A 25,409-nucleotide genomic window follows, 5' to 3' on the forward strand; every position below is an offset into this window, starting at 1 on the left:
CTGACTTTTGTCAGCTTTTTTGCAATGGTACTTCAAATTCAATAATTGATTCTCCATTCTCACCAATTCGTTCCACACTAATTCTATCAATTACACAATTTAACTTCTCATGAAAACTAGGAATATCCTTCGCTATTTCAGTTGCTAACTCTGTGCTATGTTTTCTCCCAACTGTTACAGGAGCGACACCTCAAACAGAGCAATTTAAACGTGCAGTAAATGCTCGTATGAGGGCATTTGAAATAGGTTCTGTTAAAGATGTTTCGAAACTTGTATTACAAGCAAATAGCCCATAAAAATAAAAACTTCTCAAATGAGAAGTTTTTATTTTTATATCACATGATTACTATTCCCGCGCCAAACTTTCCTGAATTTTATATAACAAGCAATTCTCCACGGAATAATATAAGACACCGCAACGACGTAAAATAATAAACCAATTATTTGCGGATCTAAGCCAACGATATATTGTCTTGAACTATATCTTAAAATAACAATTCCGATAAAAGTAATTAAAAAGGCAGCACTTTTTTTCGTATAAATGTTTCCGTCTTCTCTTCGCTCATAGTTTGTTAGAAATATAAGTGGGATTGCGAAAATCACCCCAATGGATGCTGCTATAGTCACTTGTAATATAGCTGGATGTACTGGACCAAAAAACAATAAAATACCCGGTGTTAAAAATAGTAATGGCCACAAAATACGTTTTCCCGTTCCCTTTATCGGCTTATACATAGAACGATATCGTCGCCAAAAAATTAGCAGTGCCACGCATAAAAAGACGGTTATTAGTGAAGAAGTATCTCCCATACAGTCTTCCTTCTCTCTTAAAGTATTTGTGCTTAAATCGTATCCTCAAAAGAAACTTTACGAATAAATAGAGCGCTAATTATAAAGTATATTAAAATAAGTACTATCGAAATTGATATAAAATTGGGTATATCAAGTAACGATTTACTATCAATAAATACCAATTCTTTCAAACCTACCTTACCATAAATTGTACTCGTCAACCCCAAGAAAAAAATCACACTAAAAGCAAAGCCTATCCAATTAAATCTTTTCTGAAAAATAGTTGTTAATTGAAATAAGCTAGCTAATAATAGATAGAACACGAACTGTGCAAAGAATTGTTCGATTGTATGTGCTCCTAAATTTATATGTTTCGTTTCATAAAATGTACCTTGTAAAAGCAAAACTTGTAGAAATGAAAAAATTACTGATTGTAATATGATAAAACATACTGAACCAATAAAGAATTGTAATCTAGTAACGCCAAATGAGACAACTGTACGAAATATGTCATCTTGAACAAGAAAAACACTTGCCACAATAAATATTGCAATTGCAATAGATGAATTATTGAAGATATCATGTAAAAATGCTACCTTTAGTCCCTTTATATCAGTTGCAGTTGTTGTCCATTTTATAAGTAATGCCACACACCAAAAGATAAGAATAGCCTTATAATGAAATTTCATATGTAACTTTAATTGTTTTAAAAGCATTTTCATTTCACCTCATTATCTGTTAGATAAATAAATAGTTTTTGCAGTGTTACTCTGTCTATTTCTAACCCTTCAGTTTCTATTAGCTCATAATCTCTAGCAGAAAGATCTCCCCATATCGCAGAAATCTCTTTATTCCCATACAACTCTTGTTTTACAACATTTTTCCCCATTAAAAAATTTGTCACTTTATCTTTATGTCCTGATATTATGTGTCCTTTTTCTAAAAAATCTTCCACAGAGGATTGAACAGCTAATGATCCTTCTTTTAATATGATTACATTTTCTATAACATGGGACACTTCCTCAACTAAATGTGTTGATAAGATGATTGTTCGTGGATATTCACTATAATCTTCCAATAATAATTCGTAAAACAACTCTCGATGTGCTGCATCTAAACCGGTAGTCGGCTCATCAAAAATAGTAATTGGTGCTCTACTAGCTAAACCTTTAATAATACCAACAATTGTTTGCATACCATGGGATAAATCATAATATTTTTCTTTTGCATTCAATTGAAATTTTTTAATAAGTTCCTCAGCATATTCTTGATCCCAATTTTCATAAAACATGTTACACAAATAAAAAACATCTTTTACCTTACTACTTAAATTAATGTTTTCTTTCACCTTTACGAAACAAATATTTCGCATCGCTTTACTATTTTCAAATACATTTTCACCAAATACAGATACGCTTCCACTACTTGAAATAATCTGACCTGCGAGTATGTTTAATAAAGTTGTTTTCCCCGCTCCGTTTCTTCCAAGCAAACCATATATTTTATGCTCTTCCAATGAAATAGTTACTTCGTTAACAGCTAATTTCTTTTTATATTTTTTAGACAAGTTTTTCGTTTCAAGTGCAATCATCCCTCTTTCCCCTCCTTCGTAATTTTGTGTATCATGTCCATCAATTCGTCTTTTGATATTTCTAGTACTTTTGCTTCTTCCCACACTTTAGGTAAATACTCGGTCATAAAAGTATTTTGTCTTTTTTTTAGTACGACTTCTTTTGCTCCCTTTGTAACAAACATCCCGATCCCTCTCTTTTTATATAAAATCCCCTCATCTACTAGTAGATTTACTCCTTTTGCAGCTGTAGCCGGATTAATTTGTAACATCTTCGCAAATTGATTTGTCGACGGAACTTGTTCTTCTTCAAGTAATATGTCTTTTAAAATATCAGATTCAATTGTTTCTGCAATTTGTATGTATATTAACTTATTTTGTTCTAGAGTAGGTTTCACGATTTCACCACCTTAGGTTCATAGGTTCATTACTTATGTAATTAACCATAGCACAACGTTATATTTTTTTCCATAATTTTCATCAAAAAAAGAATCATTCAATACTGAATGACTCCCTTAAAAAAATGTCCGTATTTTCAATCATAAAATAACCACATCTTCCTCCATATCACTTAGATTTCCGCACAGGATGTTCATTAAAAAATTGCTTTCGAAAATCTTTATTATTAACTAGCTTTTCTATTTTTTCTTGATTACCGTAAAAGAAATTCATTACGATTCCCTTATTCCATATAAGATCATCCTTTGGCAAATCATTAAATTCTTTATACAGTATGGGTAAAAGTTCTTCTCTTTTTAATGCAAAACTTTGATTTTCAATCTGAAACTCATACCCTTTCGCATTCGGTACTAAAACTGCAAGATAAATAGCATTAAAGAGAAAGTTCTTTTTCATCGTATCCTTTTCGTCAAACCAATACGTCTCAATGATATCTTCTGTTAAGTTACCGTTCTTTTTCTCACCGTATTTCACCGCGATCTTCTCATTTTTCAAATTTATACTTTGAACTGTTTCACCACCAGGTAAGTTTGTAACAATCGCAAACACATCGGAATTATTTCCAACGTATGTCCCCATATATTTTTTAAAAGCCCCAGGTTCAATATGTGATATTTCTTTTATTTGCTCCCCATTAGAACAAGCAGTAACAACTAATAAAATTGTTAGCATAACACCTGCTATTCTATTCATATACTTCATTAGACACCCCCACGTTCTATTTATTATCCAATCCATACAATGTATCCTTTAAAAAGCCCTTTTAAATATACGCATTTTAATCAAAATTAAAAATTTTCACTTTTTACGTTTACAATTATCCATTAATTGTATATAATTACTAACGTAAGAAAAATATTCTAAAAGGAGGTCGAAGGAAATGATGAAATTACAATTACATGCTTTAACTTTAGCGTTAACTGCACCTGTGTTTTTCGGACAATTAAATATGAATTCGACCACCCTAACGGAGAATTGAAAATCGTACTTTATTTCTATTAATTCATAAATTCGCCACAGGAGGTCGTATACTTTCCTGTGGCTTTTTCACGCCCAGCCATAGGAAAACGATATCTTCCTGTGGCTTTTTCGTGCGATTTTTTAGTCTCATACATTATTTTTTAAAGAAAGGAGCAACATTCGATGACTATTAGCGTATTGTTTTTAAGTATTACGATTCAAAGAAATACACTTTCCAAAGCTGAAATTCTTCATAATGAGCAAATTACAAAAGCTATGAATGATGTTAAGGAGCGCCAAGTGCTTTATTGCGATCACCTGTAATTCCTTTTCGAAAGGAGGAATTCGTCCATGACTTTTCATATTTTCTTTTTTACGACAGCACTTCAGAAAAAAACGTTATCTGAAGCTGAAATCTTTCGTAAACAACAATTAAAACAAACTATGGATAAAATAACGGACATTAAAAGTTCGTATTATACACAAATGTATTAAAATTTTTTTTAAAGGGGCAATATCCTAATGAAATTCAAAGCTTTCTTTTTAACTATCACCATTCAAAAACGTAAATCTTCAAAAGCTGAAATCTTACGTGAACAACAAATTAAAATTATTATGGACGAAGTAAAAGAGCGTCAGTCCTCTTATTACAATCGCCTTTACTAAATAAATTATAAAGGGGTAATTTCCTAATGAAATTTAAGGCTTTCTTTTTAACGATTACCATTCAAAAACACAAACTTTCAAAAGATGAAATTTCTCGTGAACAACAAATAAAAAACATTATGGATGATGTGAAAGCGCGCCAGTCCTCTTATTACAATCGTCTTTACTAAATAAATTATAAAGGGGTAATATCCAATGAAATTCAGAGTATTATTTTTAACAATTACCATTCAAAAAAACAAACTGTCTGAGTCTGATATGCTTCATGACCGACAAATTGAGCAGGCTATGTACAACGTAAAAGAACGACAAAGTCATTATTGTAGTCACCTGTAATTCCTATTCGAAAGGAGGAATTCATGTATGAAGTTTCACCTTTTCTTTTTAACCATTACGATTCAAAAAGAAACTATATCTGCAAATGAAGTAAAACAAGAGGAACAGTATAAAAAGATTATAGATGAAATTCGTGATCGTAGAAGCAAGTACTACACTCACCTATAATTGTTTGAACTTATATTAGAAATGAAAGGAGTCGATTATGATGTTAATAACGCGGTGTAAAGAAATGATTTGGATAGTTCAGAGGGATTCCACATAGTTCATTTAACAAAAATTCACCGCCTGATTTGATGTGTAAAAAATATACAATAATAAGTATTTCATACACTAAAAAATAAAAGATACACCCCTTTTTATTAAGCGGTGTATCTTTCTCAACATATCCTATTTCCGTTTACTTCGTTTCGTCTTAAACAATCTCACTAAGTTCGAAACAACTGTTTTTGTTACCGCATAAGCTGGTACTGCTAAAATCATTCCGATAATTCCTGCGAAATTACCTACCCCTAAAATAAGGATGATAATTGTCAACGGATGGATATTTAATTTTGAACTCATAATACGCGGTGAAATGATGTTACTTTCAAACTGTTGTACGATTGTTACTATAATAATTACGTACAGAGCTTGCATCGGAGATACGAACAGACCTATAATGACAGCTGGTGCTGCTCCGATAAATGGACCTAAGTTCGGAATTATATTTGTAAATGCTGCAATAATTCCTAAAACGAAAGCATACGGTAAACCGATGATTAAATAACCAGTAAATGTAAAGGCACCAATAAACATACAAACGAGCGCTTGACCTTGAATATATGCAGATAATGTTTCGTTCGTTTCCTTTATGATACGAAGTCCTTCTTCACGGTAAGACTCTGGTAATACACTAACAGCTTTTCCTGGAAATGCATGTCCATCTTTAAACATATAAAATAAAATGAACGGTACTGTAAAGATAACTAACGCCACGTTCGTGATAATACCAAATAAAGCCGTTGCACTCGACGTAAGTGTGTTTGGTATTTCCTTTAAGTATTCAATTGCATTTTTCTCAATTGTCTCAATGGAAACGTAGTTTTGTGTAGATAGCCATTCAAATAATCTATGATGGGATAGATCTTGTATGTATACTTTTCCCTCTTTTATGTAAGTCGGCATATTTTTTACTAAATCCATTAACTGTTGTGAGATGGTTGGAACAACTACTCCAATAGCAACTCCAGTTAATGTGATGATAAAAAGATACAGTAGTAAAATCGCTAAACCTCTAGGTACTTTTTTATTCTCCAAAAAGACTAACAATGGGTTAAATATGAAGTATAAAAATAACGCGATTAAAATTGGGAAAAATAATGTTGATATGAAGATACCAATCGGTTGAAATAGAAACGATATTTTTGTGCAAATAAATATAATTCCTACAACCATCAGCACTTCTAATGTCCAAAAGTGCACTTTCGATTTCAAAAAAACGTCCTCCTTTAAACTAGCACTTCTCTTCATTGTACCAAATTAAACTTAGATTTCACATAATATTTTCCTTTACAATATTCCAAAATCCCATTAAATACACTACAATGAGATTACAGACAAATTTGCAGGTAAAGGTGATAAATATGACACAATGCATCATTTGCAGAAAAGATACGAAAGAACTTAGTGAACAATATGTCATTCCAGAGATATTATGTGGATATTATTTCATAAATTCAATTTGTGATTCATGTCATGAACATATGACAACAAATATTGATCGTCCTTTAATTAGACATAAATTAAGTCAATATAAGATTGAGCAAATGAAAAAACAAATCGATTCCCCTCTCTATACGAATGAACATGGTGAGGAGCTAGCAGCCGCTGAGACAGATGTAGTCGAAGTAAGTGATGAGATACTTTATTCCAATGCATTAATTATGAAACTATGTAAAAAGCACGATATTTCATTACATAATGAAATTTGGAAAGAAGAGCGCGTAACAAAAGTAGCTAGTTCTATTCAACGTGAATTGCTTTTAGATAACCGTAAATATAAAATGAGTGTATTAAAAATGGCTTATACTTTTGCTGTACAAACAATTGATGGCTACTTTGACGATCCAGATGCGATTGATATTTCTACCATTCTATTAAATGCCGATTTCATGGAATTAAAGGAAAAGAGTATCGTTCGTGACTTAAGCAAAAGCTCTTTATGGAATACATTAAATACAACGAGCGAAAACCATTACTTTATTTTACTTAGTGATAAAGACGGTCTATTCTGCTTCATTCGCCTATTTGATATTTTTGATGTTGTTGTTCATTTATCAGAAAAAAGATACAATCTTCCATCACCAATTGTCGGCGTAAATAATGTAGACAAAAAAGGATTTTTTGTGGAAAGTTTAAAACAGTATATGGATGGGCTATTTAAAGAAACTACACGTTCTATTTAATCCATATAGGAACATACGGTCTCCTTTCTTCATGAAAAGACACTGTGTTATAATGAGTGTGAAAAGAACAATACAATCACATAAAACAATTAAAACCTGTATATAAATAAAAAAGACTAGTGTGCGGCTACACACTAGTCCACGTAACTTAGCAGATTGGATTGTTCATTTATCCTATTTGTTTCGTACAAACACAACAACCCACTTTCTATAGGCATAGGTGGGTTGTTATTTTTTGAGCTTGTCAATTAAGACGACAATAAACGTTAACAATGCAACGAGAAACAGTCCACCTTGCAGCAGCAACGCAATTTCACTCACGAATTATCACCCCCCTCCTACTTTGGAGAAGTGATAATTGAACAACCAACCGTACCATAAGTTACCTCTTAATTTTATCATATTTATTAATTGTTTACGATGAAAACCCGCAAGCTTAAAAACTTGCGAGTTTTTTATTTCTCACTATTTTTTTAAAGCATATGCATCAGCTATCATTTCACCAACGATTTTATTTTCTTGTTGCTTCTCGTCTTTTAATAAAGGGAATAACAGTTCTGCCACTTCTTCCCCCTCCTTGAACTGATTCATATAAATGAATGGATTCGGTTTTTCCAATCAGCGATACGTTATAGAATTAACTACATATTATAAAAACATTTCCTATAAGTTAACTAGTCTTTATTTAAAGACACATATGATTCGTTTGAACATCGTTACTGTTTGTTTGAAATACAGTTCGATTTATATTCATAAAAATTGTATATTTCTTTATTTGAAAGGTATTTTTCACTTACTATTTTTTATGGTCCTTAATCCGCTGTAACCAATAAGAAAACTCACATGCTAAATGCATTTGATGTGATTTAATAAGACTATTAGGACAAAGTGCTGGGAACTCAACAACTAGACTTACTTCTATCCCAGTATCAATATCTTTAAATTGATGCCGAACTCCACCAATAATAGTACCATCTTTCATACGTGCAACACCTGTTGATTGGTATTGGTAAGACTTATCTCTAGGTGTTTTCAATCCCGTTTCGTCACCAAAAACAATGAAAAATTGAACTGGGAACGGAGAATTACCTGTAGTTTCGATAACCTCTAATTCATTTTCCCCAAAGGGGCTTAGTACATAGTGATCAGGACAAGCCGATAAATTCACTTGATTATTTTCACGTGATTGTTCAAGCATAAAACTATCAATTCCATTTATAGCTTCTTCTGCTGTAATCCCATCTAAATAGATGCTTGTTTTTGAAAATTTTCGTCTATCACCAGATAAAACAGTACAGATACGCATACCTATTCCACTTAATCTAAGTTTTGATTTCAGTTTATCATACATTTCATTATATGAATATTTCAACTTTACTTCCGTTAGCTTTTTTATCATGACGTCTGTATCATTTATTTCAGGCCCTTTATGTCCTAATGTATTTAATGCTTTTTTAATACGTTCTCTTTTCCATTTTGTAAGTTGCTCTTGCGAAATATTGTTTCCATCGATAATAATCTTCATATACATTCACCTTCTTTTTGATCGTATCGTAGTGTAGTTAATACTAAATTAACCATTTCTTGCTTCGTATCTAGATTCAACTTTACTTCTGAATGAGCAATACTGCTAAGACCGTATAAAATAAATCCAGAAGCTAATGAGGAGTTGTCAGTATAAAAAATCCCCGTTTTCACTCCTTCTTCAATTACTTGTCGAATTAATGGTTGAATTCGTGTGAATAATTTCTGTTCCAGTTGAAAATGTTGTTCCGTCTGAAACGAACTCACATTTTTATAGGGTGCTAATTTTTCAATAAATGTCCAAAATATATCTAGAGAATCTTTCATCTTCTGCATTACAGACCGTTCATTTGAAATAAGTATTTCTTCAATTAACTCCATATTTTTCACAATGAAGCTATTTAAAGTCTCATCAACAAAATCTTCTTTAGATTTAAAGTAATAGTAAAACAACCCTGTTGCTACACCAGCCCGACTAACAACATCTTTTATGCTAAATCCTCCCATACCATTTTTCATATATAGTTCAAAACCAATATCCATTAACTCTTGGCGTCTTATATCGGGTTCTTTTGATATTCTTTTCATACGTCATCTCCTACTATGTTTTTTACCACGACTGAATCTGATTCAATCATAAACGACTGAACTCAATTCAGTCAATCTTATTTGATAAATTTAAAAATCAATTTAGAAACTAAGCAACAAAATTCCTACAAAAAAAGAGTAATCCCAAGAAATATGCTTCTAACCTTAGATTTATCAAAAAAGTTAGATCATATAACTTGAGACTACTCATTTTCATTAAACACGTATTCTCTTTTCAAATCGATTAAACTTTATTTTAGCCGCACCATTTCTGTCTCTACAATCATTTGAGGAAGCGACTTTTGAATTATTTCCTTTAATACATAAAGAGCTTCATCCACATAGCCACCTTCAAAACTCTCTAAGGGCTCAGGTAACTCATCCTCATCTAAAATAAAACATTCTCCACTTGGCATTACCATAATATCAATAATTAAGTCTTCAAATGACACTAGTTCGTCTGTTATTTGCGTATTTTTTACAACATTAAAATAAGCGCCTAAATACATTCCGTTCTTATCTCTCCATATGTATAAATTGTACGGACGATTTTCCCAGTAGTATGCAATGGTGTAACTTCCTTTTGGGATTGTTAAACTCGAATCATTTGTATTCATCGTAAATGAATACTGAACCTCATAAAATAACACGATACTTTGCGATTTCTTTTCAAGTATTAAGCAATTGTGATCTACTATTGTCGAGTCATATCGGATTTTTCTTTCTATAATTTCACTTTTAGGTGTTCGTAATTTATTCATTTTTTTGTTTCCCCTTATGCTATTTCTAGTCTTAATTATATCCGTTTATATAGCGATAAAGAAGTGTACGGTCTACAATTACACAATAAAACTCCTTCTTATTTAGAAGGAGTTTTTCACTATCCACCATTCATATGTTTTAACCTTTCAGTAACCGCATCATAAAATTTTCGTTTCTCATCAACATTTAAGTGAACACGACTTACTGTTTTAGTAAATCCATACAACAACTGCACTTTCACTGGCTCTTTTAGCGTTATTTCAAAAGTAGCAGGTTCTTTTATGAACTCCATAACAGTTGCATCCAGCACCTCTTTTTCTTCTTTTGCTGTTAGGGGTTCCCCCTTGTAGAATGCAATATTATCAATTTGTGTAAATGGCAATACAACTTTCTTTCCTAATCCAATTTGAATGATAACTTGTTCTTCTGTTACGACAATTGGATTTTTACGCATCGCTTGTATTTCAGCTAAAAAATAAATCATCGCATATACGTTTAGTATGAGTAAAATCCAAGCTATTACTGGATTCCATTGATGAAGTAAATAGTGAAAACCGATACTTTCAATTACTGTTGCGTGAATAATCATAATATAAACACCTATAGCGCCGGTCTTTTTGTGATAGGAATATGTGCATTCACCATCTGGTACTTTTTCACGCCACGATAAAAATGCATAATAGATTAATTTACACTCAGTAAGAATGATACTTACAGCCTTACTTCTTTTCATAGTAGCATCAAACGCTGCATCAATCGCATAAGAAAATGAAGAATACTCACTTCTATATTCTTTATATCGTTTTATTATTTTAGGAAGTACTCTTATAATTTTATATATAAGAAACAGTTCAAAACATACGAACACAATTTCTCCAGCAACTATTACATACGAAACAAATGAAAAAGCTTGTAAATAATCACTAGGAATTATAAATCTTGCGAATACATATCCAGCTATAACTACAGGAAACATATACGTTAACGAATATCTTTTCCGTATAATAAAGAAATATGTGATGACTGGAATTACAAACATAAAATCTAATAATGAACCGAGGACTACTTCTTTCGGGGCAGCTGGCACTATTGGCAGGGCATACAATAAATAGTTTGATAACATAATTAAAGATACGAGTCCAATCCAAATGCCTTTTTTCCTTCTTGAAATTGATGGATTCATTCCTTCTCTCCTCTATTCAAAAACCTCATTTAAATGGTCTTTATAAAATGAAATAGCACGTTCAAATTCTTTTATCTCATCTACTTTCACAACTGTCTCTAACAGTAATTTCATCGCTTCTTCATGTTCGTTTACGTTATATTTTGCTAATGACAAAAACACTTTCATCACGTCATTTTCCGGGAACTTCTTTATCCCTGCTTCTAATAAAGTAATCGCTTTATCATATTCCCCTATACAACGATACGTACTGCCAAGACCGATATACGCACCGCAAAGGGATTCACCATCAAGTCCGTTCGCAATTGCCTGTTCATAATACGGAACCGCCTCCGTTTCAAGACCCATTACATCATGTATCCAAGCACATTGATATAGTACTTCTGCATCCCTCGTAAAGTTTGTTAATCCTATAAGTATCTCTCTAGACTGCGCATATTTCTTTTCATTTCTAAGTTTAATAGCTTGCTTTAATAAATGTTCCATACAATCCACTCCTCACAAAATGTTCATTATGCATATATCATGTATTACACATTTACGAGCAGCTAATGGCCTATTTATTCCATTGACTCAATTTAATAATTAGTGAGGGCTAAGTTCCCCCACTAATTTAATATTAACTCCATTACATACTATGCGACTGCATCTCTTTCTAAAAGCTTAAATTTACATCGCAGTGATACGATTACATAAATGCTCTAACATATTGACAATTTCTTTTGCAGTTTCATCTTTCCCATTACATAACTTCACATTACCGTCTTGTCCAATAACGTGATGCACAGCACCGCGAGAATATAAAGAATGCGGTGAGTTTGCTACCATTACACTTGCTTTTGCATCTTCCATTCTTTTACTTGCTCTTTCAATAAGTTCTGCTTCATTTACGTCACTTTCAAGTTTAAAGCCAACGAGTATCGTTTCTGGATCCCAACTCTTTATTTGTTTTAATACTTTTGGCGCTTTTTGAAAATGAATAATTGGAGCGATGTCACTTGAAATCTTTCCGTTCATATTAAGAACATTTCCATCTTGATCACAAATCTTTTCGACAACCCAATCTGAGCCAGCAGCAGCCATAATAACTGCATCTACTTTTTCATGTGTAATAATACTTTTCATCTTATCTTGTAAATCAATAATCCCCTCAAATGGGTGCAATTCTAATTGGTTATTTACATCCATTGGCTTCTCAGCGAAATAGCCATGCAAATATATTACATGTGCGCCCTTTGTCATTAGCTCTTCCGCAATAATTCTTCCAATCGTACCTTTTGCTAAATTTGTATGTCCACGTACTTGATCCCATTTTTCTAGGCAGCCGCCGCTCGTAATTAATACTTTTTTCTCCTGCATAATAACCATCCCTTACTGATTTTTCGCACGAAACCACTCTGTTCCAAAGTCAACTGCATCACGCTGCCTCATAAAACGGCACGTCGCATTCCCTATCTTCCCACGCGTAACTGTTCCTTTAAGCTCATATTCAACTCCGATTTCTACAAACGTATCAGAATCGTAATCCATTTCAACGAATTCTTTCCATACTCTTACACCTTCATCTATAATAGGTGCTCCTACCTTTATTAACTCGCGTGCACCTGTACGTACCTCAGATAAATGTATAGACGTATTAGAGTCATAACCAACACCAAGTAATAATATGTATCCATCTAAATCGTATATTTTTCGTAATGGCGATTCTTCACCAAAACTTATGGAAAGTGAATGATTCGCTGTAATTTCTTCTGCGTGTTGCCCCCATGCTGCAAAACTACTGAGTGGATGATTACTGCGCAATACATTCGGATATGTACGAAAACATTCAACTACTTCTCCCATTGCCCTTGTTGGTGTTATACGTGGATCAAATGCTGGGACGTTATCCCGAATAATTTGCCACCATTCTTCTGGTACAGGTGGTCTTGACCAATGTTTTGGATCGGATAAATCCGAAGATTGCGTCGGCATAATTATCGTTCCTTCTTCTGTAACAACTTTCATTAACGCTTCTACTACGGCAACTGCACCGCCTGATATCCAACCGATTGAACTTAATGAAGAATGTACAATAACTGTTATTCCCTTTTCTATCCCTAATGCTTTTAAATCATTTGTAATTGTTTCGATTGTATTTGGAAATTGTGTATTCGCCACTATGTCATTCATTTTCACGATTGTTCCCCCATTTTGCTTTAAACTAATACATACATATATTATCATATTTTTCTTAATTTTTAACTTAATCATTCCAATTACTATACCTCTGTCGTTTTTATCATATCGGAAACAGTTAAATTATTGTATATTAATTTAAAATAAATATAGAAAGGTAAACACAATCAAAAACTTTCAATCTAGCAATCTTAATTTATACTAATATGAAATAGCCCATCACAAATGATGAGCTATTTATTTTATTCATTCTCTAAATAACAATAAAACCTCTCTACCCCCAGATATTTCTCTCCCAAGCTTTCAATCTTAAAGTTACATTTCTTGTAAAATCCGACTGCCTCTGTATCTGTCTCAGCCTCAATATATGTTAACTCATATTCCCTAATTATTTCTTTAATCATTTGAAGTGCAATTCCTTGATTGCGATATTTTTCATCAACAGCTATGTGACACATTCTCGCTCTATTTGTATGAATTAGCGCTATACCTATGCAACCCTTATTCCCATATTTATATAGCACTGCCTGATCATTTTTATACATTGAAACTGCTTTAAATAAGCTTGCTTCACTCGGACCGGTCGCATGCTTTAATACTTTTTTAATGGGATCTATTTCTAAATGCTCAACACGTTGTAACATCCTATCTCCATCCTTTCTCATGAAAAAAGATTAGCTCTTTATTGAAAAAGAGCTAATCTTTTTATGCCGTTATTTTCTCTTCTTTTTTCACAACTACAGCTACATAACTATGAAGTATCATTCCGACAATTACAAGACTCATTCCAACCCACGATAAAGAAGACGGAATTGGAGCCGATAACCAGAGCAGCTCTCCTACTAATGCAAATAAAACTTCACCAGACTGTGTCGCCTCGACTGTTGCTAATTTTTGCGGATCATCTTTTACAAGATCTGTCGCAAAGAAGAATAATACCGTTGCGATTAACCCTGAACTAACTGCTACAATAAAACATTGGAAAACTTGACTACTTGACGGTAATCCGCCTGTTGATACTTCATAACCAGATAGTAAAAACCAAAATGGTAAACTTGCTAATGTCATACCGAGAACTCGTTGGAAGACATCTAATTCGCCCTTACATACTTGCATCATTTTTCTATTTCCAAGTGGATATGCAAACGCAGCAATGAGTACAGGAACCACACATAAAATAGTTTCACGAATCCCTAAAGAAGAAGCGTGTTCTACTTGCATAAGAACAACACCGAATAAAATAATGCCTGACATTACTAATTCTTTCATTGGAAGTTTTTTATGTAATGGGTCTACCGCAAAAAATGGTGTTAACAAAATCCCTGCAACTATTGTAATTTGCCAAGTCGAAGCGACAAGCCACCCCGGTCCAAACGCACCCGCGAAACTAAGCGGTGCATAAAAGAGACCAAACCCTACAATACTCCATAACAACCACTCTTTCGGATTGTTTTTCATATATTGCAAGAGTTGTTTTAAATTCCCTCTATACATGACAATAAGTAGTAGCATTGGAACCATAAAGTAATACCGTAGTGATGCACTCCAAATCCAACTCCCGCCCCCTAAGTCCATCGACCGGTTTAACACAAAGGTAAAGGCAAAGAAAAACGATGCCAATATCCCTACTGCAATAGCTTTCATTATAAAACCCCTTATATAGTTTCTTTTTCTACTATATAACAAAATGAATATAATTAATATTCAAAAATTTAATCATACATGCGGTCTACTTCTATATAACTTTCGTAATCGACTAATATGAGCTTGATGGTACCGATTATGATCGGCTATATGCCATATTCCCCACCTTATAGTCGCATTTTCTCCCTTTTCATAAAAAACTTCTCGTGTTAAATCATTTTCTGTTAGTTTCATACATTCCTCATAAAACATATGTTGCACAGCTTCATAATCTTGCATTAATTCTTGTAATTTGTACTTTCTTAAACTAGGCAATTTTCCCATTTCATTCAACATTGGTCCATATTTATTTTCAAGTGCAGGCGGAACTCCCTCTCCTTTTAAACGGTACACCCAGTGTAAATCGACTACTGCTAAATGCTGAAGTAGCTGTCCAATGTTATTTTCATTATTTTCAGACCCTTTATAGGATAGTTCGTTCTTTTCAATACCTTCGACTAACCTTTGCAATCGTTTAAATGTATCAGTAACCGTTGCATACAAAATTGCCACGTTGGGGTTCATATCTTTTTCTAAATGGAGATCTTTCATGATAATATCCTTCCTTTAAAGAAACAACACCATATTTTCATCATCACTATACACACCATTCACCTTTATAGCTCTTTTTTCAATTCCATACGTTTTAAAGCCCATTGATTCATACAATTTTTTTGCTGGTTCGTTTGTAGATACAACACCTAATGTCAATTGCTCTAGTTTTATATCTCGCGCTCTTTGAATGGCATTTGTTATTAACTCACGTGCCAATCCGTTCCGCCTGTTTTGTGCATCTACATACATCGCAACGATATGACCTTTATGTTTATACGCCTCTCTCTCTTCTGTTAGTAAAGTGACAACTCCAACTAAATGATTTTCTTCATTAAATGCACCAAATGTACAACTAGTAGTAGCTGTTAAATTACTTTCCACTCGCTTAATAGGATTTTCCTGGCGAATCGCCTCTTCATAAGTTGTTACAAATGCCTCTGGATTTACTTGTAAAGCTTGTAAACGTAAGTCCCAATATTTTTCCGCATCTTCTTTCGTAAGTAATCTAATCATTTTCCCCATCCCCCTTTTAGTTTACATAACATTTTTATAGACTATTAAATAAAGATTGATATTCTTCTTTTAACATACTATAACGATAGCGATGAATGAACTTCCCTTTACGTAACCGATCATTTCTCATTATTCCTTCACAAACAAATCCTGCTTTTTCATAACTCTTTCTAGCTTGTAAATTATCTTCGTCTACTCGTAGCCATATTTTTTCTAATTCGAATACAGAAAAGCCAATTTGTAACATACTGTATAGTGCTGCCATTCCATATCCTTTACCCCAATATTCTTTATTTCCAATGGCAACCCCTAGTTCAGCATTTTTATTTGTATTATCAAAGTTTTTTAGGTCTATCCATCCAATGTGTATACCTTCCTTTGTAACGATAGCTCGTTGTTCATAACCATTCCCTCGACTTATGCATGCTTCAATCCACCTTCTCGTATCTTCACGAGTGAACGGTGGATATTGATCTGGTACAACTAACTGCTTGGTTACTTCTGTATCTAATGACCATTGATATCGATCTTCTACATCATCTATTGTCAGTTCTCTTAATTGAACGAATGGTACATTCACTTTGCTATCCCCTTTTCATTTCCCTATAGAAAATCCTTCGAACATTCTTCCTCCGTATTGATCTAGCGTGTTTTCTACAAAAGTAATTAATTCATTTTTCTCCTCTGTTTTATAAAAATGATCAAAAGCCGCTACAAAATGTTCTGCATATTGCTCGTCATACCTTCTTAACACTCTAATAAACCATTTTGAATTTCCAAGCCATTGACCATTTACCCTTAAAACATATTCATGTACTAAATCAGCTAATAAATTGGCGATGAACAATTCTTCTTCTCTCTTTGTTGCACCAATGAAATCATCCAAGGTATCCGTAATAAAATAGCGTTTCTGCTTCATCGTTTCTTCTGACCATTTTTTTGGTCCTTTATTTAATAAATCATTCGCTTCTCTTTTAAGTGTCTCTACAATTTCATCTTTTCCTTTTAGCACAATCCCTTCTGAAACTAATTGAGGTAATGAAGGTCTCCCGCGCTCACAATCACTTTTAAAAAAGGTTTTATACGTTTCAAAATTATGTACGAATACTTCAACAGGCCAGCCATTACTATAGAAGGATTCTCTATAACAAGATGACAAACTTTGGTCGAATATTACAATATCAAGGTCAGATGTTTTCGTAGCCTCTCCTCTAGCCACACTTCCCCCTAGTAAAGCAACATCACAATTCGAAAATTGTGATGTAATTATGCTTTGTGCCGCTTCCATTGGTTTCATAACCGTTCCCCTTTTCTTATTTCACTTTCTTTTTTTCAGCTCTTTCTCTCGCTTTTTTTATATACGGTTCTGCGTCTGGTGTTTTGCATGACGTTGCACCATGATCAACTTCTACTTTTCCAATTTCACGTGCAATTTCAATTGCTTGTTGCTCTAAAGCTTCATTTCGAATCCCTATCGCGATTAAAGCACTATTCATCGCTTCTTTTTTTCTATTTTTTTCATTATGTATATTTGCTTTAATTTCTTCTAGATACGGAGTGAAAAATTCATCATGTAACGTTTTATTTTTAATCGCTATATTTGCTAATAAAGACCAACCTGCTCTTCCAATCCATTCATCATCAGACTTCGTCCACTCTTCCATTCTTTCTATTGCGATTGGTGACGTACATATAGCTGTCATAAGAACGTCCATTAAACAATAGTAATCAACATCCTGAACCCATCTATTTAGTTGTTTTGACGTTAGTTTCTTCGGATCTAAAATCATCGTTGCTAAAGTCATTGCATCCATATTTTTCGTTTCCCATAATGAGATTGCTAAATCATGATCCTTTTTTATCCTCTTTTTCAACAATTTTAAATTTGCAAAACTAACTCCAAATAACGGCTCTTTTGCCCCATGATTTTTAAAGATTTTACGGTTTTGTTCTGTTCCATATTCTTCTAGTTGCTGCATTACTTCTTCAAGTAACATAGATCCACCTCTTTTATATATTTTGTTGCCTTCACATATGTATGTACGATATATTCTACATTATTTTTTGGTTTTCCTATATTTATTTTTAAAATACGGTATGTGAAATTTTATTGATGTTCTTTAAAATAAAAAACATCCTCTTCCTTATTTTTCACACGGTTGTTCATTCACACTCTGTATACAATACTCCACAAGCGCATTCAACGGATTTATTATGTTCCTTCCTATTATATTTTCTACCCTTGTAGCAGCATCTACCATAGATAATTGTGCAACTGAAAGCATTTCGTTTCTATCTTTCATAATTTCATATAAATACTTTTCTAATTTAACATCATGCTCTTCTTTACGACCTTGCATAATTAACTCAAATATCCCTTCTATCACTTCTACTTTTACATGCATGGATTTATTATTCTGCCGAGCGTATTGTTTTAAACGTTCCATCGTTCCTGAAACCGTACGATTATTTGTAAAAAGTATTGTTTGTGGCTCTTCAATATGACAAATCATTTCAAAAAATGGCTCATCAATTTTCAATATAGGTATGTCTATTTTGAAATTCTCATCTAATAGCGTAATATAATCTGTACAAGTTAATAAAAGTGTATCTATATCACTTTTGGCTATATACTTTATAATATCTTTTAAATTACTCCGTGCTTGTTCTTTTTCAAAATCGCAATCTTTTTTTAATATGCGTGATAAGATGGGATCTACAAAATGGAGTATTTCGATTCCAAAAGATTGCAATGCTCGGTCAATGTATTCAATATTTGAATGATGAGCATGTAAACAAGCTAATTTTTTCATACTTTTCCTCCCTTTCTAAAACAAAAAACGTGAATGAACCATTATTACATGCAGTTCCATTCATTTAATTCTTGTTTCATTTTTTCAAACCTGCAAAACAGTGAAATCTTACATGCTTTTTAACAAACTTTTTTGCGCTTGTAAAAAAGTTTTTTTGCATTTCCCCCTCTAAAATTGCTAATATAGTAGAGTAGAACTTTTATAGAGAGTAGGAAAATTATGCACAATGGAATTCGGATGACAACTTTAGTGAAAAGGGCTCTGTTGATTTGCGCTGGGGTATTATTTACATACGAAGCTGCTTACGGATCAACACATATCGCTCTAGCAAGTACAGAGGATGAAGCGAAATCTGTTCAACTTGTAAGTGAAATTCAAACGTCCCTTGCTCCGAAAGAAGCTCCAAAGCACTATAACGGGCAAGTTAGAAAAGTCGCTTACTTAACATTTGACGATGGTCCTGGAAAATACACAGCTGAGCTTTTAGATATGTTAAAGAGTGAAAATGCAAAAGCAACATTCTTCCTAATTGGTTCAAACGTAAAAGCTTTCCCTGATCTTGTAAAACGTGAAGATGCTGAAGGCCACTATGTTGGGATGCACAGTATGACTCATAACTACAAGAAACTTTACACAGAAGGTCATTACGTTGATGAAATGAAAGAAGACCAAGGCTTAATCGCTGGCGTTCTAGGAAAATCTCCAGTATTAACTCGTCCATCTTACGGCTCAATGCCAGGGTTAAATGAAGCTCTTCGCAACAAAGTTGTTGAAAATGGTTTAAAAGTTTGGGATTGGACAATTGATTCATTAGACTGGAAATACAACAAAATGCAAGTAGACGCTGCATCTGCTAAAATCGTAGAAAACGTTCTACATGGTGCTACAAACCCAACAGAAGTTATTCTAATGCATGATATTCATCCACAATCAGTTAAAGCAGTACCTGGTATTATTAAAGGGCTGAAAGAAAGAGGATATGAATTAGAAGCCTATAATGAGAACGAACACTTCCCATTAAACTTCTGGCATGATAATCGTATGTAATAAAAAGACTTGATTCCCTCTTGTAGGTTATCAAGTCTTTTTTTATCGTTTTGGGAATTTCCTTTGTTGCTCTTCAATAGAACGAATAATATTCTCCCTATCCTCTTGAGTTATACCGATAGAAAATTCGTATTCTTCTTCCTTACACCATGTGGGGTTAAGTTCCAGCGATAAGCGAATAACAATGTTAAACTCCCCTGCTTTTCCCCCCATAAATTCAAACGCTAAATTTGGTTCTATGAAATCTAGTTCGTTATATTTAGGGTTTGGTAAAGATTCAAACCATTTTATCATGTACTGTAAATCGTATGTTTGTAAAAAAGGATCCATCGTTTCAAAAACTTTATTTTCTTCTGATAGTTTCGCTTTTACTCTTAACCAATTTCTATCACACTCGTCTTTTGCATCTGCATATTGGTAATTTACAACCTCTAAATGTAATGATATTTTTTCATTTTGAAAATTCATGCATAGACTCCTTTTATTTTACCCTATTTTGAAAATATACTTTTCTGTTTCAATATTGATCCTCAAGGAAAATCAAAAGATTTTACAAACAATCATAACACATTTTTTTCAAACCAATCCCTATTTCTTTTATTCAAATTCCCTCACTTTCTTACAATTTAATATTTAAATAAAAAGACTTGAATTCATAATTAGAATTCAAGTCTTTTTATGCTCTATTATTTAGAAAACATTCCCTAGCAATTTCGCAATTTCACTAATTAAAATACCAACAACAGCAAAGTCGGAATCACCGAATGTTGTATTTTCAAATCCTAATCCACCTAATATAGGTAGTAATATAGCTGGTAGGAATGAGATTAATAATCCATTTACAAAAGCTCCAAGTATTGCTCCTCGTCTTCCTCCAGTTGCATTTCCAAATACAGCAGCTGTTGCCCCTGTGAAGAAATGAGGGATTAATCCTGGCACTATTACACTTAATCCGATAAACGGAAGAATAAACATAGATAGTAATCCAGCAATAAAACTTGTTAAAAAGCCAATAATAACCGCATTTGGCGCGAATGGGAAGATTGTTGGACAATCTAATGCTGGTTTGGCATTTGGTACAAGTTTATCTGCTATCCCTTTAAATGCAGGGACAATTTCTGCAATCAACATACGGACACCAGCTAGAATAATATATACACCCGCAGCGAATGTAATTGCTTGCATGAATGAATACACGAGATAATTTTGTCCGTTACTTAATTCTGTTTCGATAAAGTTTTTCCCAGCAAATGGTGCAACAATAAAGAATAACACAGCCATTGTTAATGACATAGAAACTGATGTATCACGTAAAAACCCTAATGACTTCGGTACTTTAATTTGTTCTGTAGATTTTTCCTTATTTCCAAATTTACTACCAACAAATCCTGCTGCTAAATACCCAACTGAACCGAAATGGCCAATTGCGATATCATCCATTCCCGTAATTTTTCTAACATACGGTTGAAGTAGAGCTGGAAAAATGACCATAAGTAATCCTAAAATAATAGACCCACTAATAACTAGTGAAGCGCCTTTCATCCCTGTAGTTGAAAATACAGCTGAAATTAAACATGCCATGAATAAGGTATGATGACCAGTTAAAAATACATATTTAAATCTTGTAAATCGTGCAATTAGTAAATTAGCAATCATCCCAAATACCATAATTAATGCCGTTTCTGTTCCTAAAGTTTGCTGTGCTATCGCAACAACAGCTTCGTTATTTGGAATAATCCCTTTAATATGAAATGCTTTATCAAATATTTTACCAAAAACATCTAAAGCCCCTATTAATATAGTGGCTCCGCCTCCTAAAACGACGAAGCCCATAATTGTTTTTAATGTTCCTGAAACTGTATCTGCAAAATTCTTTTTTTGCAATAGTAAACCACACATAGCAAACAATCCAACTAATATTGCAGGCTGTCCCAAAATATCTTTCATTATTAAATCAAACATAGCACTACTCCCCTTTCACCGTTTCTACATCAGGTGTTTTTGTAATGCTTCTTTAATTTCATTTAAATCTAGAATGTTTGTTAATCCAGCAACTGTGCGAGTACCATCTTCAAGGTTGCAAATGATATCTTTCGCACCTAAATATAGATCTGCTTGTTCTGATTTACTTGATGCTAAATCCGTATGAGAAACTTCAGCTTGCATACCAAGTTCAGTTAATATTTTCTTTACATTCATTTCTATAATAAAACTACTTCCTAATCCATTTCCACATACAACTAATACTTTTTTCATTTCAATCTCCCCTTTAATTAGAATATTTAGCTATCATTTCTAGCATTTTATCTTTTGAATTTGAATGCATTAACATTTCTATGTTCGTTGGTTCAGATAACATCTCACTTAATTGTGCCAATGCCTTCAAATGTGTCTCGTTATCTATAGCTGCTAATACAATAATTAAATTTACAGCATGCTCTTGTTTTTCTGAAAATAACACACCCTCTTTTAGTTGTAATAAACTCATCCCTAATTTTTTGACACCTGCTTCTGGACGAGCATGAGGTATAGCGATTTTAGGTGCAATTACAATATATGGGCCTAACTTCTTTACATTCGCAATCATTTCAGAAATATATTCTTCAGAAATATGTCCACTTTGTAATAAAGGTTCCGACGCAACACGAATTGCTTCCTCCCACGTCTCAACGTGATTCTCAAGCTCTATAAATTCTCTAGTTAATAGCTCGTTTAACATAGGCTTATATTTCTCCTCCTTATCAATATGTACCGGACCACTCATAAACTCTCTCAATTCATTTTTTAAAGATTTTTCATCTAAAATGTCTGTGTATTTTTGGATAATACCCATCATCATATCAACTGAATCATTTTGATTTTCGCCATATAAAGCTACATTGACTTTTCGTAGTAACGATGCTTTTTCGGAATCGGTCAAAATTGGATTTACCATAAAGATAGGAATTTTCCCCTTCTCCAGTTCAGTTGTAGTAATAATACAATCTACATCAAATGTATTTGATTCATATTCCCGCTTTGAAATGGCTTTTAAAATATCTACACTTGAAAACACTTGCTCTAATTGGTACTGCAACATACGTGATGTACCAATACCATTTGGACAAACAAGTAGCGCGGTTTTTCTTGGGCTGGGAACGATTCCCTCTTTCCTCATCCAAGCACCAAAGTGCATAGTAATATATGCCATTTCATCATCTGAAACTATTTTTCCAACATATTCTTCAAAATGATGAATTACTTTTTTTGTAAGAGTATATACTTCTTCATAATTTTGCTGGATTGTATAAAGTAATGGATTTTCTATTTCAATCCCGTACTTTACACGATAATATGCCGGTTTCATATGCAGATATAGGTCTGAAGCAAGTCCTTTAAAATCTTGAAATATAACACAAGCATAATGTTGAAAATCCTTTATCATATATCCGACCATTGAATGTATTCCATCAATCTCACTTTTTTCAAAGTCTTTTTGTTGAGCATTTACTTTTGCTCCTAACAAATGAGTCGTAATATAATAAATTTCATCTATTGGAAAATCCACGAAAAATACTCTTTCAAACTGTTTTGCAATATATTTTGCTGCTTCAAATTGTTTTGTTTCTCTTAGTACATCCTTTTCAGCATCTTCCATCTCAACACATTTTCCATTTACAATACGATTGCGGAATAAATACATGTAAACGCTTAAACTTTCAAGTACCTCATCTGTGTACTGGACCCCTAAAAGCTCTTCACAATTTGATAAAATATTTTTTATTATAAGAAGTTCCTCGTGATCTTTATTACCTTTTACATTTTTATTATCATTCGTAATATATTTCACATGCGATATTAAATATTCCCATCCATGCTTTGAAATTATTTGTGAAAGATTTAAGATTAATATATTTCGTTTTCCATGTTCATTCCCTATAATATTGTAGCCATGTTTACGATTAAAGTTTAATGCGAGCTTAAACTTCACTAACTCTGCTTTTATTTTTTTCAAGTCAGCAAGAGCAGTATTACGACTGACTTGCACAAGTTCTATTAAGTCTTCTAATAGAATCCTTTTCTCCATTGTTAGTATATAAAGAACCAGCAATATTTTTCGTTCATGTGGAGAATATTCATATTGGCTTGTTGTAAATCCATTTAACTTTTTTATCACTCTTTGCTTCGTTTCATTATCAAAACAGTAGCCTAAAGGGCGAATATATTCATATGAATTTAAATCCTCTGCAACTAACCAATCTTCTATTTTCTTCATATCATAATAAATTGTTCGCTTTGAAACTTGTATGACTTCCATTAATTGAGATACAGAAACATAGCTATCCGCTTGAATAATTTGCTGTAAAATACTTATACTTCGATTATCTAATATCATATATGATATACACCCTTTCTATACTTGTTCTTAAATAGAATTGCAAGTATAGATACTAACTTTGCAAAATTAGAGTTTGAAATCGCTTTCTATTAATATCTTATCTTGTATCTCTTCTAAAATTAAGTCCAAATTCTTGTTTATGCACAGTGCAATGATTGTACTTTTATTTAAAAATTTTACTATATACATGCGGCATATGAAATTATACAATACGATTTTTTATTTTAAAGACAATTTGTCAATCTAAGTGCGACAGTTCTTCCTGAAACCCTTCATGGGCAGTTTTCTGTATGAAGTAAGTGATGTGATAACTTCTACTTTATACGAAGCGATATGGGCTTTTTTCTTTAGGTGTCGCACTTAATAATACAATGTATCGATACATAAAATATTTTTAACTCATTACCCTCTGTACATGAAATAAATTTGATTTGCGATATAATCTGAACTAAAGTGAAGTCCATTCCTTATCCACCACATGATAATACCTACCAATGAAGCTGTTTTAATATCAACCGCAACATAATCATCAGGCAGATCCTTTTTCGTATTCTCTCTTCTCGTTTCTATTAACTCTTTTAAAAATAAAAATAGTTGCTCCTCAAATTGATTCATTTTAAATAATATAAATAAATAATTTCGATGGATATATAAATAATCAAGTAATTGTGTTAGCTTTTGTTTTTCTGATAAATCTTTTGCATGTATTAAATCAGCTATTTTATTTGAAAGTTCATTTGAAATCTCATTCGTGATTTGGTCTAGTAAATCTTGAATATCTTGATAATGTAAGTAAAAGGTTGTTCGGTTTAATCCTGCTTTTGTTGCGACTTTCTGAACCGTTAAACTTGAAATACTAGGATTCTCACATAGGAGAGAAAAAACAGCATTTTTAAACATTTCTCTTGAACGAACTGTACGAGGATCTTCTTTTTTAGGTGTAGACATTTTGAAA

At 32.8% G+C, this 25,409-nt stretch carries 36 protein-coding genes and 2 pseudogenes; 9 read left to right on the forward strand and 29 right to left on the reverse strand.

The window, feature by feature from the left end:
* Positions 1 to 10: 10 nt before the first annotated feature.
* Positions 11 to 178: pseudogene (locus MKX37_RS14050) on the reverse strand (2'-5' RNA ligase family protein); the annotation flags it as partial.
* On the opposite strand from MKX37_RS14050, the gene MKX37_RS14055 reads away from it, so the two are divergent.
* Positions 153 to 296 carry a hypothetical protein gene (locus tag MKX37_RS14055; RefSeq protein WP_157354806.1) on the forward strand — a complete coding sequence of 48 codons (144 nt, stop codon included), beginning with the start codon at positions 153 to 155 and terminating at the stop codon, positions 294 to 296. The pseudogene MKX37_RS14050 and the gene MKX37_RS14055 sit on opposite strands and share 26 nt — an antisense overlap.
* A 34-nt stretch (positions 297 to 330) precedes the next feature.
* Here the strand turns inward: MKX37_RS14055 and MKX37_RS14060 are convergent, their stop codons facing one another.
* The 5 genes from MKX37_RS14060 to MKX37_RS14080 all read right to left on the reverse strand — a co-directional run bounded on the left by MKX37_RS14060 (position 331) and on the right by MKX37_RS14080 (position 3,523).
* Positions 331 to 810: a CcdC family protein gene (locus tag MKX37_RS14060; protein WP_033729220.1), complete on the reverse strand. Its 480-nt coding sequence runs from the start codon at positions 808 to 810 to the stop codon at positions 331 to 333.
* 32 nt (positions 811 to 842) lie between these two features.
* Positions 843 to 1,514 (reverse strand): DUF4052 family protein, encoded by a 672-nt coding sequence (locus MKX37_RS14065; RefSeq protein ID WP_000783094.1) that lies wholly within the window; start codon positions 1,512 to 1,514, stop codon positions 843 to 845.
* The gene (locus MKX37_RS14070; RefSeq protein WP_002127824.1) at positions 1,511 to 2,383 is read right to left on the reverse strand and encodes an ATP-binding cassette domain-containing protein; all 873 of its coding nucleotides are present in this window, start codon (positions 2,381 to 2,383) and stop codon (positions 1,511 to 1,513) included. Before MKX37_RS14070 ends, MKX37_RS14065 begins: the two co-directional genes overlap by 4 nt.
* Positions 2,380 to 2,760 (reverse strand): GntR family transcriptional regulator, encoded by a 381-nt coding sequence (locus MKX37_RS14075; RefSeq protein WP_000805182.1) that lies wholly within the window; start codon positions 2,758 to 2,760, stop codon positions 2,380 to 2,382. Before MKX37_RS14075 ends, MKX37_RS14070 begins: the two co-directional genes overlap by 4 nt.
* Before the next feature lie 169 nt (positions 2,761 to 2,929).
* Positions 2,930 to 3,523, reverse strand: coding sequence for a DUF4825 domain-containing protein (locus MKX37_RS14080; RefSeq protein ID WP_002127826.1), 594 nt, complete (start codon positions 3,521 to 3,523; stop codon positions 2,930 to 2,932).
* A gap of 441 nt (positions 3,524 to 3,964) precedes the next feature.
* Here MKX37_RS14080 and MKX37_RS14085 point away from each other — a divergent pair, with 441 nt between their 5' ends.
* Genes MKX37_RS14085 through MKX37_RS14110 form a run of 6 tightly spaced genes read left to right on the forward strand, consistent with a single transcriptional unit; the run spans position 3,965 to position 4,951 of the window.
* Positions 3,965 to 4,105, forward strand: coding sequence for a YrzI family small protein (locus MKX37_RS14085; RefSeq protein ID WP_000156202.1), 141 nt, complete (start codon positions 3,965 to 3,967; stop codon positions 4,103 to 4,105).
* A 27-nt stretch (positions 4,106 to 4,132) separates the two neighbouring features.
* Positions 4,133 to 4,276: a YrzI family small protein gene (locus MKX37_RS14090; protein WP_000142704.1), complete on the forward strand. Its 144-nt coding sequence runs from the start codon at positions 4,133 to 4,135 to the stop codon at positions 4,274 to 4,276.
* Between the two features lie 27 nt (positions 4,277 to 4,303).
* Positions 4,304 to 4,447, forward strand: a complete 144-nt coding sequence (locus MKX37_RS14095) for a YrzI family small protein (RefSeq protein WP_000668987.1) — start codon at positions 4,304 to 4,306, stop codon at positions 4,445 to 4,447.
* A gap of 26 nt (positions 4,448 to 4,473) precedes the next feature.
* Positions 4,474 to 4,617, forward strand: a complete 144-nt coding sequence (locus MKX37_RS14100; RefSeq protein WP_002127828.1) for a YrzI family small protein — start codon at positions 4,474 to 4,476, stop codon at positions 4,615 to 4,617.
* 25 nt (positions 4,618 to 4,642) lie between these two features.
* On the forward strand, positions 4,643 to 4,783 hold the full coding sequence (locus tag MKX37_RS14105) for a YrzI family small protein (RefSeq protein WP_000672237.1): 141 nt from the start codon (positions 4,643 to 4,645) through the stop codon (positions 4,781 to 4,783).
* 27 nt (positions 4,784 to 4,810) lie between these two features.
* A complete protein-coding gene (locus MKX37_RS14110) occupies positions 4,811 to 4,951 on the forward strand; it encodes a YrzI family small protein (protein WP_002065956.1) in 141 nt (46 codons plus the stop codon).
* Between the two features lie 222 nt (positions 4,952 to 5,173).
* Here the strand turns inward: MKX37_RS14110 and MKX37_RS14115 are convergent, their stop codons facing one another.
* A complete protein-coding gene (locus tag MKX37_RS14115; protein WP_000837889.1) occupies positions 5,174 to 6,259 on the reverse strand; it encodes an AI-2E family transporter in 1,086 nt (361 codons plus the stop codon).
* A 149-nt stretch (positions 6,260 to 6,408) separates the two neighbouring features.
* Here MKX37_RS14115 and MKX37_RS14120 point away from each other — a divergent pair, with 149 nt between their 5' ends.
* Complete coding sequence (locus MKX37_RS14120; protein ID WP_000189680.1) at positions 6,409 to 7,230, forward strand: HNH endonuclease; 822 nt, start codon at positions 6,409 to 6,411, stop codon at positions 7,228 to 7,230.
* 228 nt (positions 7,231 to 7,458) lie between these two features.
* On the opposite strand, the gene MKX37_RS14125 is transcribed toward MKX37_RS14120, so the two are convergent.
* From MKX37_RS14125 to MKX37_RS14205, 17 genes and pseudogenes are all read right to left on the reverse strand, one after another.
* Complete coding sequence (locus tag MKX37_RS14125) at positions 7,459 to 7,551, reverse strand: putative holin-like toxin (protein ID WP_001289319.1); 93 nt, start codon at positions 7,549 to 7,551, stop codon at positions 7,459 to 7,461.
* Between the two features lie 144 nt (positions 7,552 to 7,695).
* Positions 7,696 to 7,809 (reverse strand): annotated as a pseudogene (locus MKX37_RS14130) (alkanesulfonate monooxygenase); the annotation flags it as partial.
* A gap of 217 nt (positions 7,810 to 8,026) precedes the next feature.
* Positions 8,027 to 8,755 (reverse strand): hypothetical protein, encoded by a 729-nt coding sequence (locus tag MKX37_RS14135; RefSeq protein WP_002127829.1) that lies wholly within the window; start codon positions 8,753 to 8,755, stop codon positions 8,027 to 8,029.
* On the reverse strand, positions 8,752 to 9,342 hold the full coding sequence (locus MKX37_RS14140) for a TetR/AcrR family transcriptional regulator (RefSeq protein ID WP_002127831.1): 591 nt from the start codon (positions 9,340 to 9,342) through the stop codon (positions 8,752 to 8,754). The genes MKX37_RS14135 and MKX37_RS14140 overlap by 4 nt, the downstream gene beginning before the upstream one ends.
* Before the next feature lie 251 nt (positions 9,343 to 9,593).
* Complete coding sequence (locus MKX37_RS14145; RefSeq protein ID WP_001038143.1) at positions 9,594 to 10,103, reverse strand: DUF402 domain-containing protein; 510 nt, start codon at positions 10,101 to 10,103, stop codon at positions 9,594 to 9,596.
* Positions 10,104 to 10,222: 119 nt separating this feature from the next.
* Positions 10,223 to 11,287, reverse strand: a complete 1,065-nt coding sequence (locus MKX37_RS14150; protein WP_002127834.1) for a hypothetical protein — start codon at positions 11,285 to 11,287, stop codon at positions 10,223 to 10,225.
* A 12-nt stretch (positions 11,288 to 11,299) separates the two neighbouring features.
* The gene (locus tag MKX37_RS14155) at positions 11,300 to 11,773 is read right to left on the reverse strand and encodes a tetratricopeptide repeat protein (protein ID WP_002013416.1); all 474 of its coding nucleotides are present in this window, start codon (positions 11,771 to 11,773) and stop codon (positions 11,300 to 11,302) included.
* A gap of 183 nt (positions 11,774 to 11,956) precedes the next feature.
* A complete protein-coding gene (locus tag MKX37_RS14160; protein ID WP_002127835.1) occupies positions 11,957 to 12,646 on the reverse strand; it encodes a phosphopantothenoylcysteine decarboxylase domain-containing protein in 690 nt (229 codons plus the stop codon).
* Between the two features lie 12 nt (positions 12,647 to 12,658).
* Entirely contained in the window at positions 12,659 to 13,459 is an 801-nt protein-coding gene (locus MKX37_RS14165) for an aminoglycoside N(3)-acetyltransferase (RefSeq protein WP_139367931.1), read from the reverse strand.
* Positions 13,460 to 13,707: 248 nt separating this feature from the next.
* Positions 13,708 to 14,109: a GNAT family N-acetyltransferase gene (locus MKX37_RS14170; RefSeq protein WP_002127840.1), complete on the reverse strand. Its 402-nt coding sequence runs from the start codon at positions 14,107 to 14,109 to the stop codon at positions 13,708 to 13,710.
* A gap of 61 nt (positions 14,110 to 14,170) precedes the next feature.
* Positions 14,171 to 15,109, reverse strand: coding sequence for a DMT family transporter (locus MKX37_RS14175; RefSeq protein WP_002013410.1), 939 nt, complete (start codon positions 15,107 to 15,109; stop codon positions 14,171 to 14,173).
* A gap of 72 nt (positions 15,110 to 15,181) precedes the next feature.
* Complete coding sequence (locus MKX37_RS14180) at positions 15,182 to 15,700, reverse strand: DinB family protein (protein WP_002127841.1); 519 nt, start codon at positions 15,698 to 15,700, stop codon at positions 15,182 to 15,184.
* 15 nt (positions 15,701 to 15,715) lie between these two features.
* The gene (locus tag MKX37_RS14185) at positions 15,716 to 16,216 is read right to left on the reverse strand and encodes a GNAT family N-acetyltransferase (protein ID WP_002032747.1); all 501 of its coding nucleotides are present in this window, start codon (positions 16,214 to 16,216) and stop codon (positions 15,716 to 15,718) included.
* 34 nt (positions 16,217 to 16,250) lie between these two features.
* Positions 16,251 to 16,796: a GNAT family N-acetyltransferase gene (locus tag MKX37_RS14190; RefSeq protein WP_078422383.1), complete on the reverse strand. Its 546-nt coding sequence runs from the start codon at positions 16,794 to 16,796 to the stop codon at positions 16,251 to 16,253.
* Between the two features lie 15 nt (positions 16,797 to 16,811).
* Positions 16,812 to 17,513, reverse strand: coding sequence for a nucleotidyltransferase domain-containing protein (locus tag MKX37_RS14195; protein WP_002168170.1), 702 nt, complete (start codon positions 17,511 to 17,513; stop codon positions 16,812 to 16,814).
* A gap of 16 nt (positions 17,514 to 17,529) precedes the next feature.
* Complete coding sequence (locus MKX37_RS14200; RefSeq protein ID WP_002127844.1) at positions 17,530 to 18,213, reverse strand: DNA alkylation repair protein; 684 nt, start codon at positions 18,211 to 18,213, stop codon at positions 17,530 to 17,532.
* 147 nt (positions 18,214 to 18,360) lie between these two features.
* On the reverse strand, positions 18,361 to 19,029 hold the full coding sequence (locus MKX37_RS14205) for a hypothetical protein (RefSeq protein ID WP_016127153.1): 669 nt from the start codon (positions 19,027 to 19,029) through the stop codon (positions 18,361 to 18,363).
* Positions 19,030 to 19,248: 219 nt separating this feature from the next.
* Between MKX37_RS14205 and MKX37_RS14210 the strand changes: the two genes are divergently transcribed.
* Positions 19,249 to 20,076, forward strand: coding sequence for a peptidoglycan-N-acetylglucosamine deacetylase (locus MKX37_RS14210; RefSeq protein WP_002127847.1), 828 nt, complete (start codon positions 19,249 to 19,251; stop codon positions 20,074 to 20,076).
* A 42-nt stretch (positions 20,077 to 20,118) separates the two neighbouring features.
* On the opposite strand, the gene MKX37_RS14215 is transcribed toward MKX37_RS14210, so the two are convergent.
* From MKX37_RS14215 to MKX37_RS14235, 5 genes are all read right to left on the reverse strand, one after another.
* On the reverse strand, positions 20,119 to 20,544 hold the full coding sequence (locus MKX37_RS14215; RefSeq protein ID WP_002127848.1) for a WapI family immunity protein: 426 nt from the start codon (positions 20,542 to 20,544) through the stop codon (positions 20,119 to 20,121).
* 222 nt (positions 20,545 to 20,766) lie between these two features.
* A complete protein-coding gene (locus tag MKX37_RS14220; RefSeq protein ID WP_000459912.1) occupies positions 20,767 to 22,038 on the reverse strand; it encodes a PTS ascorbate transporter subunit IIC in 1,272 nt (423 codons plus the stop codon).
* 24 nt (positions 22,039 to 22,062) lie between these two features.
* Positions 22,063 to 22,332 (reverse strand): PTS sugar transporter subunit IIB, encoded by a 270-nt coding sequence (locus MKX37_RS14225; RefSeq protein WP_000757313.1) that lies wholly within the window; start codon positions 22,330 to 22,332, stop codon positions 22,063 to 22,065.
* 13 nt (positions 22,333 to 22,345) lie between these two features.
* A complete protein-coding gene (locus MKX37_RS14230) occupies positions 22,346 to 24,451 on the reverse strand; it encodes a BglG family transcription antiterminator (protein ID WP_002127850.1) in 2,106 nt (701 codons plus the stop codon).
* A gap of 405 nt (positions 24,452 to 24,856) precedes the next feature.
* Positions 24,857 to 25,402, reverse strand: coding sequence for a TetR/AcrR family transcriptional regulator (locus tag MKX37_RS14235; RefSeq protein ID WP_002127851.1), 546 nt, complete (start codon positions 25,400 to 25,402; stop codon positions 24,857 to 24,859).
* Positions 25,403 to 25,409 lie beyond the last annotated feature (7 nt).

Source organism: Bacillus sp. FSL R5-0709 (genome assembly GCF_038004785.1).
Classification (GTDB): Bacteria; Bacillota; Bacilli; order Bacillales; family Bacillaceae_G; genus Bacillus_A; species Bacillus_A mycoides.